Consider the following 17211-nt stretch of genomic DNA (forward strand, 5'->3'; position numbering starts at 1 on the left):
GAGGGGGGCGTGAAGCCCCTTTACCCGGCCAGCCCATAGACACGCCGCGCGTTTTGATGGCCGATCATTGCCTGCTCATCCGCTGACAATCCGGCCAGCAACGCCCGGCTTAGGTCAATCCATGCAGGCAAGCCCACGGCCAAATCCACCACTGGCCAATCGCCACCCCAGATCATCCGCGCCGGACCAAACACCTCCAGCATCGCATCTGTGTAGCGCTGCAATACGGCGGCGGAGGCCGTGCCGGGCGTGCAATTCACGGTAATGCCAGAGAATTTCAACCAAACATGCGGCAGCAGCGCCATCTGCTTTAGTCCCGACAACCAAGCCTCAAAGCCATCCCCCGCCACATCCGGGTTGCCGCAATGGTCCAGCACCAGCACCTGATCCGGGCAAGCCCGCGCCAAATCCGCAGCAATACGCAACTGATGGGCATGAAACACCATATCATAAGTGTACCCCGCAGCCCCGATCTTGCGGATATTGCGCCGAAAGCCCTCGCTTTGGCTCATCGCATCATCAACGACATGCAAAAGCCGCCGGAACCCCACCACCGACAGCCCGCGGCATTCCTGCAGCCAATCGTCAAAGCCAGCGTCAGTATCGGGTCGACAAGAGGCAATCTGCCCCAGCATCCCGCCCTTGCCGACCAGCCCAGCGATCAACCGCGCCTCGGCCTGATAATCACCGTCATCCACCCCGGTTTCCATGAAAACCGTACCAATCACGCCCTTGCCCGCCACCAGCCGCGCGTAATCCTCGGGCGTGAAATCGCCCTGCAAGGCGGGCAGGCCTGTCGTCCAAGCATAGCCCAACTTAGCGCGCAAAATCAGGTGTTGATGGGTATCAATCAGATCCATCTTAACCCTCCCCAAAGGCAAAAGGCCCGGCGTCGCCACCGGGCCAAATCCTCAATCCGCGATCACGTCTTGGCGTTGCTGCCCCAGACCCTCGATGCCAAGTTCCACCACATCCCCGGCTTTGAGATACTTCGGCGGCTTCATCCCCAGGCCCACACCCGGAGGCGTCCCGGTGGAAATCACATCGCCCGGATGCAAGGTCATGAATTGGCTGAGATAATGCACCAGAAACTGCACGCCATACACCATCGTCTTGGTGGAGCCGTTCTGTATCTTGCTGCCATTGACCGTCAGCCACATCGACAGGTTCTGTGGATCGGAAACCTCATCCCGCGTCACCAGATAGGGCCCGATCTGGCCGAAATTGTCGCAGGATTTGCCCTTGGTCCACTGCCCCGAACGCTCGGTCTGAAACGCCCGCTCCGACACGTCATTGGTCACCGCATAGCCCGCGACATGGTCCATCGCGTCGGCTTCCGAGACATATTTCGCCTTTTTGCCGATGATCACCGCCAATTCGACCTCCCAGTCGGTTTTCACCGAGGTGCGCGGAATGATGATCGGATCGTTCGGGCCACAAATCGCGCTGGTAGCCTTCATAAAGATGATCGGCTCTGGCGGCACCGTAGCGCCGGTTTCGGCGGCGTGATCGGAATAGTTCAACCCGATGCAGATGAATTTGCCAGTCCCCGCCACGCAAGGCCCCAGCCGCGCGCCCTGCACAATCGGCAACCGCGCCGGGTCCGCAGCCCGGATTTTGGCGATCCCTGCATCCGACAAAACGTCGCCGCCAATGTCCGACACAATCGCCGACAGATCGCGCAATGTGCCGTCACTGTGCAAAATCCCCGGTTTTTCAGCCCCGATGGGGCCATGACGAAGCAGTTTCATATTCAATCCTTATGCGTTGGCCCAACCGCCGTCGATCACATGCGCGACCCCAGTGGTATAGGTGGATTCGTCGGAAGCCAGATAAGTCACCAAAGCCGCGATTTCATCGGCTTTGCCAATCCTGCCAATGGGTTGGCGGGCGATAAAGGCGGCCTTCGCGGCCTCATAATCGCCAGTATCGCGCAGGCGTTGCTCTAAGCTGGGGCTTTCAACCGTACCGGGGCAAATCGCGTTGCAGCGGATGCCGCAGGCTACGAAATCCACCGCGATAGATTTGGTCAGGCCGATTACCCCGGCCTTGGTGGCACCGTAAACAAAGCGATTCGGGGCCGCGATGACCGAAGACGCCACCGAGGCCATATTGATGATCGACCCGCCACCGTTCTCAATCATTCCAGGCAGAAATGCCTTACACATCCGGTACATAGCCGTCATGTTCAGATCTAGGCTGAACGCCCATTGATCCTCATCACAGTCCAGAATAGACCCCGCCGCCACGAAACCTGCGCAGTTGAACAGCACCTCAAACGGCCCCAATGCCGACGCTGCCGCGATAGATGCCGGATCGCGCACGTTCAACACCTGCGTCTCAATCCCCTCTGCCGCCAGTTCCGCCAACGTTTTTTCATTCACATCGGTGGCGACAACTTTCGCCCCCTCCCGCGCCATCATCAGCGCCGAAGCCCGTCCGATGCCTTGCCCCGCCGCTGTGATCAGCGCGCGTTTGCCTTCAAGCCGACCCATATCATCCTCCGCTTTGCCCGCACCCCGATTTTTTGCACCATGCCCCGCTCAGGCGGGCAGGTCCATCATCTTGGTGAAAATTTCCTGCCGCACGTCGAGCAAAACTTCCTCGACATCGCGCGCCTGCGGCCCACACATCCAAGCCATCACCGAGGCTGGAACCGCCGGGCGCACCAGCTTGTCTTGCGGGATCTTCGAGATCGGGTTGAATCCCGCGTCGCGAATAGCGCCCTGCATCGCGGTATCGGTCGGCGGAATACCGACGAAAAACGTTTTCACATCCGGCGCCAGTTCCATCGCCATCATTTGGCTCAGCATCCGCATCCCGGCTTTGGTGGTACAATATACCGTCCAGCCCTCCATCGGTGTCGTCGCGGCCCCGGTCCCCGCATTCACGATCACGCCTTTTGACGCCCGCAACAATGGCAGCGCCGCAATCGCCATCCGATGCACCCCGATCACATTCACCGCAAACGCCGGTGCCAACGCATCCGACGCCAATTCCGCCAAAGGCCCGATCGGTGTGATCATGCCCGCGTTGTTCACCAGCACATCGAGCCGCCCCGATTCGGCGGCAATTCGCGCCATCGCTGCATCGACATCCGCCTGTTTGGTCACATCCAGCGCCAGCACGGTCGCAGCTTCGGGCAGGACTTCCACACTTTCGCCCGAGAACACCCCGGCGAACACCTTTGCCCCGTTAGCCACCAGAATTCTTACCAATTCCGCGCCAATGCCCTTGCCCGCCCCGGTCACAAGCACGGTGCGTCCGGTCAAATCTGGCACGGGAACGGGAGCTAGATTGAACATTTTTCTTGACCTCAGATTGCTAAGCGTTGTTAATTGGCCTTACCAATTATCGAAGTATCGCGATCTGGCGGCCAAGTCAAAGATAAAGCCAAGCGCGGAACGAGGGGGGAATATGACGAAAATAGCGCGGATCGAGCCGATCCCGATTGAATACCCCGATCCGAACGATTTCGGCACCATCCGGCGCACGGTTTTGGTGCGGGTGGAGACGGACGACGGCATTGTCGGCTGGGGCGAAAGCATCGCGATGTGGCCAGAGGCTTGCAAAGCAACAGCACTGGTGATCCGCGAAGGATTAACGCCGATCCTGCTGGGTGAAGCCATTGATATCGAAACACTTTGGGCCAAAATGCGCCGCCATGTCTGGTGGTATGGCGAGGGCGGCGTAGCCAGCCTTGCGATCTCGGGCATCGACATGGCGCTCTGGGATATTCGCGGCAAACTGGAAGGCAAACCGCTGTATGAGCTGTTAGGCGGGCTAAAGCATGACCGCCTGCTCGCCAACGCCTCCAGCCATGTGAACAAAAAGGGCGAGGCCGCTTGCGTTGCCGATGTGGAAGGCTTTTTCGCCAACGGATTCCGCTCGACCAAGCTGGGCTTTGCGAAAAAGGGCGAAAGCAATATCGGCGGCGACCCTGATGTGGATGTCTCCTTCATCCGCGCTCTGCGCTCTGCCCTCGGCCCCGATGCCGGCATCTTGGTTGATATCGGCAACGGCGTGCGTTGGGATGTCGATACAGCGATCAGCGTTGCCAACCGGATGCACGATCTGGGCATCGGCTGGTATGAAGAACCGCTCTACGTCACCGATGACGCGGGCTATCGCAAACTCCGCGCCAATACCAAAGTCCGCCTGGCCTCAGGCGAGCGTGAATTCACCGAGGCGGGCTACCGTCGCCAGATGGAATTCGTGCAAGCGGTGGACGTCTACGGCGTCGACCCCGCCCGCGTCGAAGGCATCACCGGCTTCCGCCGCGTCGATGCTTTGGCGACGCAATACGGCAAGGCCGTGAACGCCCATGCGTGGTCCACAGGCATCACCACAGCCGCCAGCCTGCACCTCTCCTTGTCGTCCCCGAACACCGAAGTGTTTGAATTCAAACCCTTCCCGGTGATCGTGCAAGACGAACTGCTGGCCGAGAAAATCTGGCACAAAGACGGCTGGGCGTATCCAATCCACGGCTCAGGTCTTGGCATCGAGGTGCAAGAAGACGTCGTGCGCCGGATTGCAATGCAATGACTTTAACGCCCCCCACCGAGGATGATATCCGCAAAGGCGGCTTCTCCACCCCGTGGGATGCGCCGATGATCCCGCCGTTTCCGTTTCGGTTTCGCAATGCCGAAATCCTGACGGTGTATTGGCGCACAGACCCGGCAGCGATGGCTTTCCTTTTGCCGCCGCCGCTGCGCCCGGAAGGCGATATCGCCTGCTGCCATATCTACAAGATGAACGACACCGATTGGCTTGGCCCCTATGCCGAGGCGAATGTGATGTTCGGCGCGTCTTTTGGCGAACGTCAAGGGGCATATTCGCCCTATCTGGTGCTGTCGTCGGACGTTGGCGTGACGCATGGGCGCGAAATCCACGGCCAGCCGAAAAAGCTGGGAAAACCAGCGCTTGAGGCGCGCGGCGATCTGTTTGTTGGCACCGTTGAACGCAATGGTATCGACGTTTTGACCGCCACCCTGCCCTACAAACAGCGCCCCTGCGACCCGACCCGCCTGAAGCCCTATTTCGACTTCGCCACCAACCTGAACCTGAAGGCCATCGACCATATCGACGGCACCCCGGCGATCCGGCAACTCACCTCGCGTAAGCTGTCAGACGTGGTGGTGCATGAATGTTGGGAAGGCCCCTGTACGGTGGAACTGCGCGCCAACGCACAGATGCCGATCTTCCGCCTGCCGGTGCTGGAGCCTTTGCAAGGCTTCTACTGGCGCGCCGATTTCACCCTCGTCCCCGGCGAGATTATCCATGATTATCTTAAGGTTGCGCCATGAAAGTCGTTGTCACGGATTACACCTTCCCGGCGCTGGATCAGGAAACCGCCGCCGCCCAAGCCGCTGGGGCAAATTTCGCATCCTACCAATGCAAATCCGCCGAAGAAGTCGCCGCTGCGGTCGCAGGTGCCGATGTGGCCGTCGTGCAATTTGCCAGCTTCGGCCCCGAAGCCGCCGCCGCCGTCAAACCCGGTGCCACCGTGATCCGCTACGGCGTCGGCTATAACAACATCGACCTCGCCGCCTGCGCCAAACACGGATTGAAAGTCGGCTATGTCCCCGACTATTGCGCTGATGAAGTCGCCGACCACACCGCCGCCGCCGCATTAACCCTGTTGCGCAAACTGGTGCCGATGGATCAATCAGTCCGCGCGGGCGATTGGCTCGCGGTGAAGATCGCCAAGCCAATGAAACCGTTCAACAAAACCGACTTCGGCTTCTTCGGCCTCGGCAACATCGGCCGCGCCGTCCACGCCCGCCTGAAAGGCTTCGGCTTTCAATTCCTAGCATCCGATCCCGGTCTGACCGAGGCGCAAGCCGCCGAAATGGGCGTCCGAAAAGTCACCCCCGACGCCCTGCTGCGAGAGGCTGACATCATCAGCCTGCACGCCCCGGCCACCGCAGAGACCACCGAATATTTCAACGCCGCGCGCCTGAAAACCATGCAACCCCATGCGATGTTGGTGAATTCCGCGCGTGGTCAGTTGATAAACGAAGCCGATCTGGCCGCAGCTTTGACCAATGGCACCATCGCCGCCGCCGCGCTGGATGTGTTCCATGTTGAACCCTTGCAGGCCGACAGCCCGCTGCGCAGTGCCCCGAACCTGCTGCTGACACCACACGCCGCTTGGTATTCCGAAGCCGCGATCCATCAGCTGCAACTGCTTGTTGCCAACGACATTAGCCGCGCGCTTGCAGGCCAAGACCCGCGCAAACCGGTTCCACACTAACCACGATTCTATATTAAACCTCGGGAAACCAAGGGAAATAACCCGGCACGGGGGTCGTGCCAAACTATCTGGGAGGATAATATGAAACACGTTCTACTCGGCGCCGCAGCCGCGATGATGCTGACGACCGCCAATTTTGCCTATGCCGATACCATTAAGCTAGAGCCCGGCAAAGAAACCAACATGGTTTTGCTGCCGAAATTCCTTGGTATTCTGGTGTTCGATCAGGCCAATGAGGGCGCGCAAGAAGCCCACAAGGAACTCGCCAATCCCGGCAAACTGGAATTCACCGGCCCTACCCCGGAAAACTCCACCGCTGGCCAAATTGAGATCATGACCACCGCAGGCACCCAGAAGCAGGGTGCTGTGATGCTGTCAAACAACGCGGGCGACCAGATTGTGCCCTCGGCAGAAGCCGCCCAAGCCGCTGGCACAAAAGTTGTGACCTGGGACAGCCCGATCCCCGGCGGCAAAGGCGAAAGCGTGTTCGTAGCACAGGTCGATTTCGGCTTGATCGGCACCGTGATGGCCGATATGGCGATGGATATTCTGGGCGGCAAAGGCAAAATGGCCGTGCTGTCGGCCACCCCGGATGCCTCGAACCAGAACGCCTGGATCGAGTCGATGAAAGCTGCCCTCGCCGCTGATCCGAAGTACAAGGACATCGAACTGGTTGACGTGGTGTATGGCGATGACCAAGCCGAAGTGTCCTACAATCGCGCGCTGGCTTTGGTCGATAAATACCCCGATCTGGGCCTGATCATGTCGCCAACCACCGTGGGCATCCAAGCTTCAGCAAAAGCCATGCAAGACGAGGGTTTGTGCGACAAAGTTAAAGTGTCTGGCCTTGGCCTGCCGTCGGAAATGGTCAGCTACACGATGAACGGCTGTGCGCCGGAATTCGCTTTGTGGGACTTCCGCGATCTGGGCTACCTGACCTATTTCACCGCTTATGGCCTCGCGACGGGCCAGTTGAAGGGTGACATCGGCGAGACCTTCACCGCTGGCCGTATGGGCGATTTCAGTATCGAGGCCGATCCGGGCCGCGAAGGCGCCAAGCGCATCCTGATGGGGCCATTCACCGTCTACAACAAAGACAACGTCGAAGCCGCTGCAAAGTAAGGCTTTTTCACGCGGCCGGAGTCCCTCCGGCCGCGTTCTTCCCTGTGGATTGACCCTATGACCTTAGCACCCACTTTGGCGCTGCGCGGAGTCTCGAAGAATTTCGGGATGACCGCCGCCTTGACGGATATGACGCTAGAGCTTTTCCCCGGCGAAGTGCATGCAATTGTTGGCGAAAATGGCGCTGGCAAATCTACCATGATCAAAATCATGACCGGGATTCACCAACCTTCCTTCGGCGTGCTGGAGGTCGACGGCGCGCCCGTGGTGCTGAACGGCTCGAAAGCCGCCCGCCTGCGTGGCGTGGCCGCGATTTACCAAGAACCGATGGTGTTTCCCGATCTGGACGTCACCGAAAATATCTTTATTTCGGCCACTTCCGGGCTGCTGCTCAACCGCCCCGCCATGCGTCGTCGCGCCCGAGAGTTAATTGCCCGCATCGGCATGACGCTGGATGTGGACCGTATCGCATCCGGCCTGTCGCTCGCCGAGCAGCAAGCGGTGGAAATCGCCCGCGCCCTCAGCCAAGACGTCCGCGTGCTAATCATGGACGAGCCCACCGCCAGCCTGTCCGCGCATGAGGCATCCGAACTCCGCCGCATCGCCCGCGCTTTGGCCGATGATGGCGTCTCGGTGGTCTATATCTCGCACCGGTTGGAGGAGGTTTTCCAACTCGCCAACCGCGTCTCGGTGATCCGCGACGGCAGGCATATCTCAACCAAATTGATCGCCAACACCGATCCGCAAACCCTGATTGCCGAGATGGTGGGGCGTGAGGTTGGCAATTATTTCACCAAGATGCCATCAACCGCCACATCGGAAACTCTGCTGTCTGTGCAAGGCCTTAGCGTTGATGGCGTGTTTGAAGACATCTCGTTCGACATCAAACGCGGCGAAATCCTCGCGATGGCGGGCCTGATCGGCGCGCGCCGCACCGATGTCGCTTTGGCTTTGTTCGGGATGCTGAAAACCAGCGCTGGAGCCGTCACCTACAAGGGCCAACCGCTGAAAGTCACCTCCTCCCGCCAAGCCATCGACGCTGGCATCGCATATGTCTCGGAAGACCGTCGCAAGCTGGGTCTGGCGATGGCGCTGCCGATCCGCTGGAATATCAGCCTTGCCACCTTGCAAAAATACCTGACACCTTTAGGCCTGATCAACACCAGCGCCGAGATCGCAACCGCTTGGGATTACGTGAAAAAGCTGAACATCCGCACGCCGAACACCGATATCGCCGTAGGCAATCTGTCTGGCGGCAATCAGCAAAAGGTCATGCTGGCGAAATGGCTGAACATGGCGCCGGACCTTTTGATCGTCGATGAACCCACCCGCGGCATCGACGTCGGCGCAAAGGCCGAGGTTCACGCCCTGATCCGCGCCTTCACCGCTGCGGGCGGCACGGCTTTGGTGATTTCCTCCGATCTGCCAGAGGTTCTCGCCCTTGGCGACCGTATTCTGGTGATGCGCGAGGGTCGTCAGATGGCGATCCTTGACCACGCAGATGCCAACCAGGAATCCATCATGGCGCTTGCCACCGGACAAAAGGACGCCGCCTGATGGGCATTATTTCCCGCCTTTCCCCGGCCGCTTTGCGCATTTTGGCGCTGCTGGCGGTGTTTGCCATTGTCATCTTGTTCTTCGCCAGCCAGATCGAAGGCTATCTCAATGGCCGCCTGTTCAACCGGATTTCGTCCTCGGTCGCGATCATGGCGCTGATCGCCACCGGGCAAACCTTGGTGATCCTGACCCGCAACATCGACCTCTCGGTCGGCTCTGTTGTCGGCTTCACTGCCTTCGCCACCGGGTCCATCATCACCAACCACCCCGCGCTTAACCCCCTGCTTTTGCTGCTCTACGCTGCCCTCGTCGGCACCAGTTTCGGCATCGTCAACGGCCTGCTCGTGGCCTACGCCCGCGTACCTTCCATCATCGTCACCCTCGCCACCATGGCGCTGTTCCGATCCTTCCTCGTCGAATATTCCAACGCCAAATCCATCACCTCCGACAGCCTGCCGACTTGGCTCACCGATTTCCCGAACCTGCCAGTGTTCTCGATCGGCAGTCTGGAATTCCGCGCGGGCTTTACCGCCAGCCTTGTCGTGGTGATCCTCGTCCACCTCTGCCTGACCCGCCTGCGCCCCGCCCGGGCTTTGTTCGCCGTCGGCTCCAACCCCGAAGCCGCCGATATGGCCGGCATCGACGCCAAACGCGTGGTCTTCGCCGCCTTCGCTTTGTCGGGCCTGATGGCGGGCCTAGCAGGCTTCATGTTCCTCGCCCGCTTCGGCAATATCACCGTGGTCGCAGGCCTCGGGTTCGAGTTGAAATCCGTCGCCTCCAGCGTCGTCGGTGGCGTCAATATCTTCGGCGGTTCCGGCTCGGTGATCGGCGCTTTCCTCGGCGCGATCTTGGTCGATCTGTTGGAAACCAGCCTCGTCCGCTGGGCCGTGGTGTCGGAATTCTGGCGCGAAGCCGTCCTCGGCGCGCTGATCCTGCTCGCCGTCGCCACCGACACCATCCTATCGCGCCGCCTCGCCAAACTGCGCGCCAAAAAATCCAAGGAGGCTGCGAAATGAGCCGTCTGTTCAGCTGGGAAGGTTTCCTGTTCGCCTGCCTCGTGGCGATTTTCAGCTTCAACGCCATCGCCGCCCCGGATTTCCTTGGCATATCCAATCAAATCAACCTGTTCCAGCTTTCCATCGAGAAAATCATCCTCGCCCTTGTCATGACCTTCGTGATCATCAACGCCGAGATTGACCTCTCAGTCGGCTCGATGATGGGCCTCTCCGCCTGCACCTTCGGCTATCTTTACCAAATGGGCGTTCCCGCACCCTTTGTGATCCTGATCTGCCTGACCATCGGCCTCGCAGGCGGCCTGTTCAACGGCTGGTTCGTCGCCCGGCTGGGCCTGCCCAGCCTTGTCGTCACCCTCGCCACCCTGATCGGCTTTCGTGGCCTCGCCCGCGTCATGCTGGAGGATCGCGGCATCGGCAGCTTCCCCGATTGGTTCGCCGCATTGGGTCAAAAGGGCTTGCTCGGCCCGGTGCCCTTCGCGCTGATCGCCTTCGTGGTGCTGTTCGCCCTCCTATACATCCTGCTCGAACGCTCCGGTTTCGGGCGCAAAACCTATGTCATCGGCTCGAACCGAGACGTCGCCGACTTCGCAGGCATCGACACCTCCCGCCATAAAATCATCATCTTCACCATGTCCGGGGCATGCGCCGCCTTTGCAGGCCTGCTCTACGCCGCCCGCGTCGGCGCGGTGCGCGGTGATGTTGCAAGCGGTTTTGAGCTCGACGTCATCACCATCGTCCTCTTGGGCGGCGTCAGCATTTTCGGCGGCAAAGGCACGCTGGTCGGCACCCTGCTCTCAATCCTGATCGTGCTAAACCTGCGCAACGGCATGGCGCTGCTCAGCATCACCGGCCATATCCAAACCGGGGTGATTGGCCTATTGTTGATCGCATCCGTAGTGATCCCGCGCATCAAACTACCTACCCCCAGGTCTCTCAAGCCCGAGGTTGTAACATGACAGATCCGATCCGCATCGAATTTGAAACCCCGATCCAGCGCGAATCCGTCGCCGAAATGGTGGTCCGCCGCATCCTCGATATGGTGAAATCCGGCGTTCTGAAAGCCGGAGACGCCCTGCCGCCCGAACGCGATCTGGCGCTGTCGCTGGACGTCTCGCGCCCATCGGTGCGCGAGGCGATGCGGGGTCTGGCCGTGCTCGGCGTGGTGAAATCGCGCCAAGGCGGCGGCGCGTATATCTCTGATCTTGGCCCCGATGCCCTGCTTGGCCCGATCCAATTCTACCTATCGCTGGAACAAATGAACATCCGCGAGCTTTACGACGCCCGCAGCCTGATCGAATCCGATGTCGCCCGCCGCGCCGCCGTCAACATCACGGATGCCGATCTGGCCCGGCTTGAAGCGGTGCTGACCGCCCAACACGATACCATCGGCGACGCGCTGGCCTTCCGTAAATCCGACTTCGAGTTCCATGAGATTATCTGGATCGGTTCCGGCAACGCTTTCCTGAAACGCATCGGCGAAACCCTGAATGTGATCGGGCTAGAGTTTCGCAAACGCGCCTCGGAACGCCCCGGCGTTCTGGATCAATCGCTGCAAGACCACCGCCGCCTGCTGGATGCGCTAAAGGCCCGCGACCCCGCCGCAGCCGCAAGCGCAGCCGAGGCGCATATGCAAAACGTCTACCAATCGACCATCCAATCCACCGTCGCGCAGGAAAATTAGCATGGCCAAAATCGGAGTCGTCGGCATCGGTTGGTGGGCTTGCTTCAATCACATCCCAGCGCTGCAAGCCTCGGGCGATGTTGACAAAATCGCCATATGTGATCTTGATCCAGCCCGCCTGCAACAAGTCGGCGACCAATTCGGCATCACCGCCCGCTACAGTGAAGTCGCCGAAATGATCAAAGCCGAGGCGCTGGACGGCGTAATTATTTCCACCCCCCATGTAGCCCACACCCGCCCCGCCATCGCCGCCCTGCAAGCCGGGGCGCATGTGCTGGTCGAAAAGCCGATGGCCACCACTGCCGCCGATGGTCGCGCGATTGCTGCGGCTGGCATTGCAGCCGGGCGTGAAGTTCTGATCTCCACCGGCCTCAACTACACCCGCTTTTCTGCCCAAGCCGCCGCATGGGTGCGCAGCGGTGAAATCGGCGAAATCCGCCACGCCGCCTGCCAAATGGGCAGCGCTTTGGGTGATCTGATGGCGGGCGAGCCAATGCTGGAAACCGTAAACCACCTGTTCCGCCCCCCGGTCTCGACATGGTCCGATCCGGCCAAGGCAGGCGGATATGCCTGGGGCCAGATGAGCCATTCGCTGGCTTGGCTTTGCTACGTCGCCGATCTGCGCTTCCAATCCATCTACTGCCTTGATGGCAAATCAAAAACCGGCGTCGACTACTACGACGCCGCCGTCGGCCGCTGCACCAATGGCGCGACCGTAGCACTTTCCGGCGCCTCCACCGTGCCAAAACAGCGCGGTATGCACACCGACGTCCGGCTTTACGGCACCGAAGGCGTGATCTGGTTTGATTGCGAAGCGGGCCGCGCCCGGCTTGAACTTTCGCGTCTCGATGGCAGCAATGAAACCTATGCCATGGCCGCCGGGGAGGCCGAGTATGACGGCACCCTCCCCGTCACACATTTCGCCGCGCTCTGCGCCGGAAAACCCGTCGGCAACCCCGCCGACGGCGAAAACGGCGCCCGCGTCACCGAAGCCATTGCCGCGATGTATGCCTCTGCCGCCTCTGGCGCGGCTGTACAGATCGAGGGTTAAGATGAAACTGTCGCTTACGTCATGGTCTTTCCCCGCCTGTAGCTTGCAAGAATGTGCCGCTATCAGCCGCGCTTTGGGCATTGGCGCGCTGGATGTGGGTTTGTTTTACCGCGCAGGTCTTAACAAATCGGAAATTCTTGCTGATCCGAAAGCCGCAGCAGAGCCATTGCGCAGCCTTGGCGTCAGCATCCCAAATTATTACCACCAGTTTGGCGCAGGCATCAGCGGCCAAAACCTCTCCCTCCCTGGCACAATCTCCCAAAATATCAAAGATATCGAGTCCGTCCTGACCTTCGCCGACGCCGCCAATATTGCCTCTGTTTTCATCCTGCCCGGCATCATCAATCCCGGCCAATCTCGCGATCACGCGGCCCAGCAAGCCAGCGAATCGATCAAAGCTTTGCTGGAAGTCGCCTCGCATTACAGCGCCCGCCTTTGCGTTGAACCGCATGTGCAAAGCTGGGCCGAAAGCCCCGCCCTGACCCAACGCCTGATCGACCAAACCGGCATCGGATTAGCGTTAGATTACAGCCACTTCACCTGCCTCGGCTACCGTCAGGACGAAATCGACCCTTTGGCGAAACACGCCACCCACGTCCATCTGCGCCAAGCCAAAATGGGCGCGCTACAAGCCAAATTCGCCCAAGGCACCCTCAATTTTCCCGCCATGTTCGCCACCCTGCGGGACGCGAACTATCAGGGCCACCTCGCCCTTGAGGCCGTGCATCAGGATTACATGAACACCCTCACCGAAGACGTGCTGACGGAAACCATCCTGATGCGCGATTGTTTCCATAACTGGAAAGGTTAACGATGCCAGGATACGCTTGGGTGCTGGAAGTCCGCCCCGGATACGAAGTTGAATACCTCAAACGCCACGACGAAATCTGGCCCGAAATGCTGGAGGCCCTGCGCTCAGCCGGCATCCGCAACTACAACATTTTTCGCCACGGACTGACCCTGTTCGGCTTTTTTGAAACCGATGACCTAGAGGCCACCAAGGCCCATCTGCGCACGTCCGAAGTCGATAAACGCTGGGGCGCATGGATGGCACCGATCATGAAAATCGAAATCGACCCCAGCACAAACTACCCATATTTGCTGTCAAAACAGTTCTTTATGGCCTAAATGCCTGGCACTTAAGGAATTGCTCTTTTCAAAATACTCCCGCCGGAGGCTTCTGCCACACTTCCCAAAGCCTCCGGTTCAAGCTTACGCCTTAATCCGCGCACCCGTCGGATCATAGAGCGCGCCCAGATGCAACTTCGCCGCCACCCGCTCTGATGCGACCTCTAACTCATAGCTGCCAGAGGTCATGAACGCCGCATCCACCCCCGCGCGGCGCACATATCCATAGCCAATCGGCTTGTTTATTGTGTGGCCAAACCCACCAGAAGACAGCCAGCCCACCCGCTCGCCATTGCGGTAGATTGTTTCCCGTCCAAGCAAAATCACTGAGGGGTCATCCACGGTAAACGCCGCCAACCGCTTATTCACACCCCCCGAAAGCTGCTTCTCCAGCGCTGCACGGCCTATAAAATCCACGCCGGATTTCATCTTGCAGGCCCAAAGCAAACCCGCCTCAACCGGCGTGTGATCCGGGCCAATATCGGCACCCCAGGCCCGATAGCCCTTCTCCAACCGCAGGGTTTCGATCGCGCGGTAGCCTGCATTCACCACGCCGCCACCCGCCATCAGCGCCTCATACACCGTCACCGCCACATCGGTCGGCATGTGCAATTCCCAACCGAGCTCCCCGACATAGGTCACACGCAACGCCAAAACCGGACATCCCGCCACCGAAATCCGCCGCACGGTGCCAAATTTGAACCCCTCATTCGACAAATCATCCGGGCACACCCGCGCCAAAACGCGGCGCGCCTCCGGCCCCATCAGCGACAGCACCGCCGAACCCGAGGTCACATCGACCAACTGACAATTCCCGGTCAGATTGCGTGAAATCCAGTCGAAATCATGCGTCGCAAAGCCGGTGCCGGTCACGATGTAAAACTCATCCCACGCTGTCCGCGCCACGGTCACATCCGCCTCGATCCCACCGCGCGCATTCAACATCTGCGTATAGGTCAGCGCGCCCACCGCTCGATCTACATTCCCCGCCGCAATATAATTCAATGCCTTGGCGGAGTCCGGCCCTTTCAGCACAAACTTCGCGAATGAGCTTTGATCAATCAGCACCGCCGCTTTTCGACACGCCAAATGCTCTCGCCGCACTTGATCCCACCAACCGGGGCGCTGGTAGGAATAGCGGTCAACCGGCACTTCGCCAACTGACAGATCGGCGAACCAGTTCGGCCGCTCCCAGCCCAGTTTCTCACCAAAACACGCCCCCGCCGCCTTCAAATGCCCATACAAAGCTGAGCGCCGGGTTGGTCGCGCCGATTGCATTTCCTCAGATGGCCAAGCAATCGTGTAGTGTTTACCATAAGCCTCCAGCGTCCGCGTCCGCACCCAGTCCGTGCTCTGATGCACCTTTCCAAACCGCCGAATATCCACTGGCCACAGATCATAGGGCGCCTCGCCCTTCGCCGCCCATTCCGCCAAAGCCATGCCCGCGCCACCAGCTGAGGCAATGCCAAAAGCGTTAAACCCAGCGCCCACATAGAAATTCTTTAGCTCTGGCGCTTCGCCCAAGATGAAATTGCCATCCGGGGTGAAGCTTTCTGGCCCGTTCAAAAGCTGCTTCACCCCCGCTGTCGCCAGCGCAGGCACCCGCGCAATCGCATCCTCCATGAACTGGCTGTAGTGGTCGAAATCCGAGGTCAGCAGATCGAAATGAAAGCCTTCGGGGATGCCCTTCACCGCCCAAGGTTTCGGGTTTGGCTCATAGCCACCCCAGACCAAACCGCCGACATCTTCTTTCCAATAGGTCAGTCGATCTGGGTCGCGCAGGGTCGGCAGTCCTGATGTAACCCCTTCAATACGCTCGGTAATGATGTACTGATGCTCGACCGAAACCAGCGGCACATTCACCCCCACCGACCCCGCCAAAACCCGCGTCCACTGTCCCGCGCAAGCTATCACCTTCTCACATTCCACCACGCCAAACGGCGTTTCAACCCCCCTGATCCGTCCGTCTTCCACGATCACCCGCGTCACCGGGGTATCCTCAAAAATCTTCACCCCCGCCATCCGCGCGCCCTTGGCCAGACTTTGCGTGATATCCGATGGGTTCACCTGTCCATCGGTCGGCAGATAAGCCGCCCCCACAAGGTCATCAATCGTCATCAACGGCCACAAATCTTGCGCCTCTTGCGGCGTCAGCAGGTGCATTTCCAGCCCGAAGGATTTCGCCGTCGTCGCCTGCCGTTTCGCCTCCGTCCAGCGCGCCGCATTACAGGCTAAACGCAAGCCACCGTTCATTTTCCAACCGGTTTGCAATCCCGTTTCGGATTCCAAACGTTTGTACAACTCTACCGAATAACCCAATAATTGCGTGATGTTAGCCGATGTTCGTAACTGTCCCACCAGTCCCGCCGCATGAAATGTCGTGCCGCTCGTCAGCTTTTTCCGCTCCAGCAAGACAGTGTCGGTCCAGCCCAGTTTCCCCATGTGATAGGCGGTCGAGCAGCCAATAATCCCGCCGCCAATGATGACAACGCGCGCAGTGGTAGGAAGGTCAACCATGGTATCCTCAGGTGTTTTCAAAGGCGGCAAACGCTGCCCGATAGGTGGAAATATTGCTCGCAGTATAGGCGGCATAGTCGAAATCAATCTCGGAATAGATCTCCGATACCATGCTCCACAGCGTCTCGCGCAGCGCCGCCGCCGCCTTCATCGCCTTGTATTTGCGCCATAAATCAGCATCAAGGCTACGGCCAAAATAGGCACCCAGCATCCGCGCTTCTTGGCGCTTAGTCAGCCCAGTGTTCGCCGCCAACCCGCCAAGATCAAACAATGGCGAGTTGAACCCGGCATAATCCCAGTCGATCAGCCACATCCGCACGCCATCATGCAGAAAATTCGCCGCAAGCAGGTCGTTATGGCCAAACACCAAGTCAATCTGCCCCACCGCAACCTCTAGCAGCATCGCCTGCGCCAGCAATTCCGGCAGCGCCGCGGCATATCGCGATCCCGCATCCCGCAGCGTTCCGGCATAGTCGCGCAGCACGTGAAACACCCAGAACACCAGCGCAGGCCCCCGTAAATACTGCGGAATTTCGCGATGCGCCCGCGCCACCAGCGCCAAAGCTTGATCCAGCACCGCATCATCGGAAAAATCCGCAGGCGTCATGGTGCGACCCTTAATATGGGTTATCACCAAGGCCCCCGGCGCGTGGTAAATCACCGCGGGCGACACCCCCGCCGCATGGGCCGCGCGGCTGGCCGATAACTCATTGAACCGTAAGATCTGGTGCAGCGGAATGTCGTCACCGATCCGCACCACCACCTTTTGTGCATCATCTTCCACGACAAAATTTAGATTGGTGATGCCTCCGCCAAGCGGTTCCACCCGCGCAGCACCCCGCCAGATCGGCAGATTTTGCACCTTTTGCTGCGGAGTCATCGC

17 protein-coding genes are annotated in these 17211 nt (G+C 59.6%); 11 read left to right on the forward strand and 6 right to left on the reverse strand.

Annotated elements, in window-relative coordinates; translation table 11 throughout:
- Positions 1-20: 20 nt before the first annotated feature.
- From ACP7AP_RS00750 to ACP7AP_RS00765, 4 genes are read right to left on the reverse strand one after another with little or no spacing between them, the layout of a single operon-like run.
- Positions 21-860 (reverse strand): amidohydrolase family protein, encoded by an 840-nt coding sequence (locus ACP7AP_RS00750; RefSeq protein ID WP_426031222.1) that lies wholly within the window; start codon positions 858-860, stop codon positions 21-23.
- A gap of 51 nt (positions 861-911) precedes the next feature.
- Positions 912-1751: a fumarylacetoacetate hydrolase family protein gene (locus tag ACP7AP_RS00755; protein ID WP_426031224.1), complete on the reverse strand. Its 840-nt coding sequence runs from the start codon at positions 1749-1751 to the stop codon at positions 912-914.
- 9 nt (positions 1752-1760) lie between these two features.
- Positions 1761-2495 (reverse strand): SDR family oxidoreductase, encoded by a 735-nt coding sequence (locus tag ACP7AP_RS00760; protein ID WP_426031226.1) that lies wholly within the window; start codon positions 2493-2495, stop codon positions 1761-1763.
- Between the two features lie 48 nt (positions 2496-2543).
- On the reverse strand, positions 2544-3305 hold the full coding sequence (locus ACP7AP_RS00765; RefSeq protein WP_426031228.1) for an SDR family oxidoreductase: 762 nt from the start codon (positions 3303-3305) through the stop codon (positions 2544-2546).
- 112 nt (positions 3306-3417) lie between these two features.
- Between ACP7AP_RS00765 and ACP7AP_RS00770 the strand changes: the two genes are divergently transcribed.
- The 11 genes from ACP7AP_RS00770 to ACP7AP_RS00820 all read left to right on the forward strand — a co-directional run bounded on the left by ACP7AP_RS00770 (position 3418) and on the right by ACP7AP_RS00820 (position 13811).
- Positions 3418-4545, forward strand: coding sequence for a mandelate racemase/muconate lactonizing enzyme family protein (locus tag ACP7AP_RS00770; protein WP_426031230.1), 1128 nt, complete (start codon positions 3418-3420; stop codon positions 4543-4545).
- A complete protein-coding gene (locus ACP7AP_RS00775; RefSeq protein WP_426031232.1) occupies positions 4542-5306 on the forward strand; it encodes an acetoacetate decarboxylase in 765 nt (254 codons plus the stop codon). The genes ACP7AP_RS00770 and ACP7AP_RS00775 overlap by 4 nt, the downstream gene beginning before the upstream one ends.
- Positions 5303-6256 (forward strand): C-terminal binding protein, encoded by a 954-nt coding sequence (locus tag ACP7AP_RS00780; RefSeq protein WP_426031234.1) that lies wholly within the window; start codon positions 5303-5305, stop codon positions 6254-6256. The genes ACP7AP_RS00775 and ACP7AP_RS00780 overlap by 4 nt, the downstream gene beginning before the upstream one ends.
- Positions 6257-6337: 81 nt before the next feature.
- The gene (locus ACP7AP_RS00785; protein ID WP_426031236.1) at positions 6338-7378 is read left to right on the forward strand and encodes a rhamnose ABC transporter substrate-binding protein; all 1041 of its coding nucleotides are present in this window, start codon (positions 6338-6340) and stop codon (positions 7376-7378) included.
- Positions 7379-7435: 57 nt separating this feature from the next.
- The gene (locus ACP7AP_RS00790; RefSeq protein WP_426031238.1) at positions 7436-8935 is read left to right on the forward strand and encodes a sugar ABC transporter ATP-binding protein; all 1500 of its coding nucleotides are present in this window, start codon (positions 7436-7438) and stop codon (positions 8933-8935) included.
- Positions 8935-9951 (forward strand): ABC transporter permease, encoded by a 1017-nt coding sequence (locus ACP7AP_RS00795; protein WP_426031240.1) that lies wholly within the window; start codon positions 8935-8937, stop codon positions 9949-9951. The genes ACP7AP_RS00790 and ACP7AP_RS00795 overlap by 1 nt, the downstream gene beginning before the upstream one ends.
- Positions 9948-10907 carry an ABC transporter permease gene (locus ACP7AP_RS00800; protein ID WP_426031242.1) on the forward strand — a complete coding sequence of 320 codons (960 nt, stop codon included), beginning with the start codon at positions 9948-9950 and terminating at the stop codon, positions 10905-10907. The genes ACP7AP_RS00795 and ACP7AP_RS00800 overlap by 4 nt, the downstream gene beginning before the upstream one ends.
- Complete coding sequence (locus ACP7AP_RS00805; RefSeq protein ID WP_426031244.1) at positions 10904-11632, forward strand: FadR/GntR family transcriptional regulator; 729 nt, start codon at positions 10904-10906, stop codon at positions 11630-11632. Before ACP7AP_RS00800 ends, ACP7AP_RS00805 begins: the two co-directional genes overlap by 4 nt.
- A gap of 1 nt (position 11633) precedes the next feature.
- Positions 11634-12683, forward strand: coding sequence for a Gfo/Idh/MocA family protein (locus ACP7AP_RS00810; protein WP_426031246.1), 1050 nt, complete (start codon positions 11634-11636; stop codon positions 12681-12683).
- 1 nt (position 12684) lies between these two features.
- Positions 12685-13494 carry a sugar phosphate isomerase/epimerase family protein gene (locus ACP7AP_RS00815; RefSeq protein ID WP_426031248.1) on the forward strand — a complete coding sequence of 270 codons (810 nt, stop codon included), beginning with the start codon at positions 12685-12687 and terminating at the stop codon, positions 13492-13494.
- A gap of 2 nt (positions 13495-13496) precedes the next feature.
- Positions 13497-13811 carry an L-rhamnose mutarotase gene (locus tag ACP7AP_RS00820; protein ID WP_426031250.1) on the forward strand — a complete coding sequence of 105 codons (315 nt, stop codon included), beginning with the start codon at positions 13497-13499 and terminating at the stop codon, positions 13809-13811.
- A gap of 84 nt (positions 13812-13895) precedes the next feature.
- On the opposite strand, the gene ACP7AP_RS00825 is transcribed toward ACP7AP_RS00820, so the two are convergent.
- Together ACP7AP_RS00825 and ACP7AP_RS00830 are read right to left on the reverse strand one after the other, a co-directional pair.
- Positions 13896-16328 carry a GcvT family protein gene (locus ACP7AP_RS00825; RefSeq protein WP_426031252.1) on the reverse strand — a complete coding sequence of 811 codons (2433 nt, stop codon included), beginning with the start codon at positions 16326-16328 and terminating at the stop codon, positions 13896-13898.
- A gap of 7 nt (positions 16329-16335) precedes the next feature.
- The gene (locus ACP7AP_RS00830) at positions 16336-17208 is read right to left on the reverse strand and encodes a phosphotransferase (RefSeq protein ID WP_426031254.1); all 873 of its coding nucleotides are present in this window, start codon (positions 17206-17208) and stop codon (positions 16336-16338) included.
- Between the last annotated feature and the right edge of the window lie 3 nt (positions 17209-17211).

Source organism: Cypionkella sp. TWP1-2-1b2, from assembly GCF_049896245.1.
Classification (GTDB): Bacteria; Pseudomonadota; Alphaproteobacteria; order Rhodobacterales; family Rhodobacteraceae; genus Cypionkella.

What these genes read in the sequence shown, in the direction of transcription:
- ACP7AP_RS00830 (WP_426031254.1), bottom strand. Translation starts at nt 17,208, where the DNA reads ATGACTCCGCAGCAAAAGGTGCAAAATCTGCCGATCTGGCGGGGTGCT.
- ACP7AP_RS00820 (WP_426031250.1), top strand. Translation starts at nt 13,497, where the DNA reads ATGCCAGGATACGCTTGGGTGCTGGAAGTCCGCCCCGGATACGAAGTT.
- ACP7AP_RS00770 (WP_426031230.1), top strand. Translation starts at nt 3,418, where the DNA reads ATGACGAAAATAGCGCGGATCGAGCCGATCCCGATTGAATACCCCGAT.
- ACP7AP_RS00825 (WP_426031252.1), bottom strand. Translation starts at nt 16,328, where the DNA reads ATGGTTGACCTTCCTACCACTGCGCGCGTTGTCATCATTGGCGGCGGG.
- ACP7AP_RS00815 (WP_426031248.1), top strand. Translation starts at nt 12,685, where the DNA reads ATGAAACTGTCGCTTACGTCATGGTCTTTCCCCGCCTGTAGCTTGCAA.
- ACP7AP_RS00790 (WP_426031238.1), top strand. Translation starts at nt 7,436, where the DNA reads ATGACCTTAGCACCCACTTTGGCGCTGCGCGGAGTCTCGAAGAATTTC.
- ACP7AP_RS00755 (WP_426031224.1), bottom strand. Translation starts at nt 1,751, where the DNA reads ATGAAACTGCTTCGTCATGGCCCCATCGGGGCTGAAAAACCGGGGATT.
- ACP7AP_RS00795 (WP_426031240.1), top strand. Translation starts at nt 8,935, where the DNA reads ATGGGCATTATTTCCCGCCTTTCCCCGGCCGCTTTGCGCATTTTGGCG.
- ACP7AP_RS00775 (WP_426031232.1), top strand. Translation starts at nt 4,542, where the DNA reads ATGACTTTAACGCCCCCCACCGAGGATGATATCCGCAAAGGCGGCTTC.
- ACP7AP_RS00800 (WP_426031242.1), top strand. Translation starts at nt 9,948, where the DNA reads ATGAGCCGTCTGTTCAGCTGGGAAGGTTTCCTGTTCGCCTGCCTCGTG.
- ACP7AP_RS00765 (WP_426031228.1), bottom strand. Translation starts at nt 3,305, where the DNA reads ATGTTCAATCTAGCTCCCGTTCCCGTGCCAGATTTGACCGGACGCACC.
- ACP7AP_RS00760 (WP_426031226.1), bottom strand. Translation starts at nt 2,495, where the DNA reads ATGGGTCGGCTTGAAGGCAAACGCGCGCTGATCACAGCGGCGGGGCAA.
- ACP7AP_RS00805 (WP_426031244.1), top strand. Translation starts at nt 10,904, where the DNA reads ATGACAGATCCGATCCGCATCGAATTTGAAACCCCGATCCAGCGCGAA.
- ACP7AP_RS00785 (WP_426031236.1), top strand. Translation starts at nt 6,338, where the DNA reads ATGAAACACGTTCTACTCGGCGCCGCAGCCGCGATGATGCTGACGACC.
- ACP7AP_RS00810 (WP_426031246.1), top strand. Translation starts at nt 11,634, where the DNA reads ATGGCCAAAATCGGAGTCGTCGGCATCGGTTGGTGGGCTTGCTTCAAT.
- ACP7AP_RS00780 (WP_426031234.1), top strand. Translation starts at nt 5,303, where the DNA reads ATGAAAGTCGTTGTCACGGATTACACCTTCCCGGCGCTGGATCAGGAA.
- ACP7AP_RS00750 (WP_426031222.1), bottom strand. Translation starts at nt 860, where the DNA reads ATGGATCTGATTGATACCCATCAACACCTGATTTTGCGCGCTAAGTTG.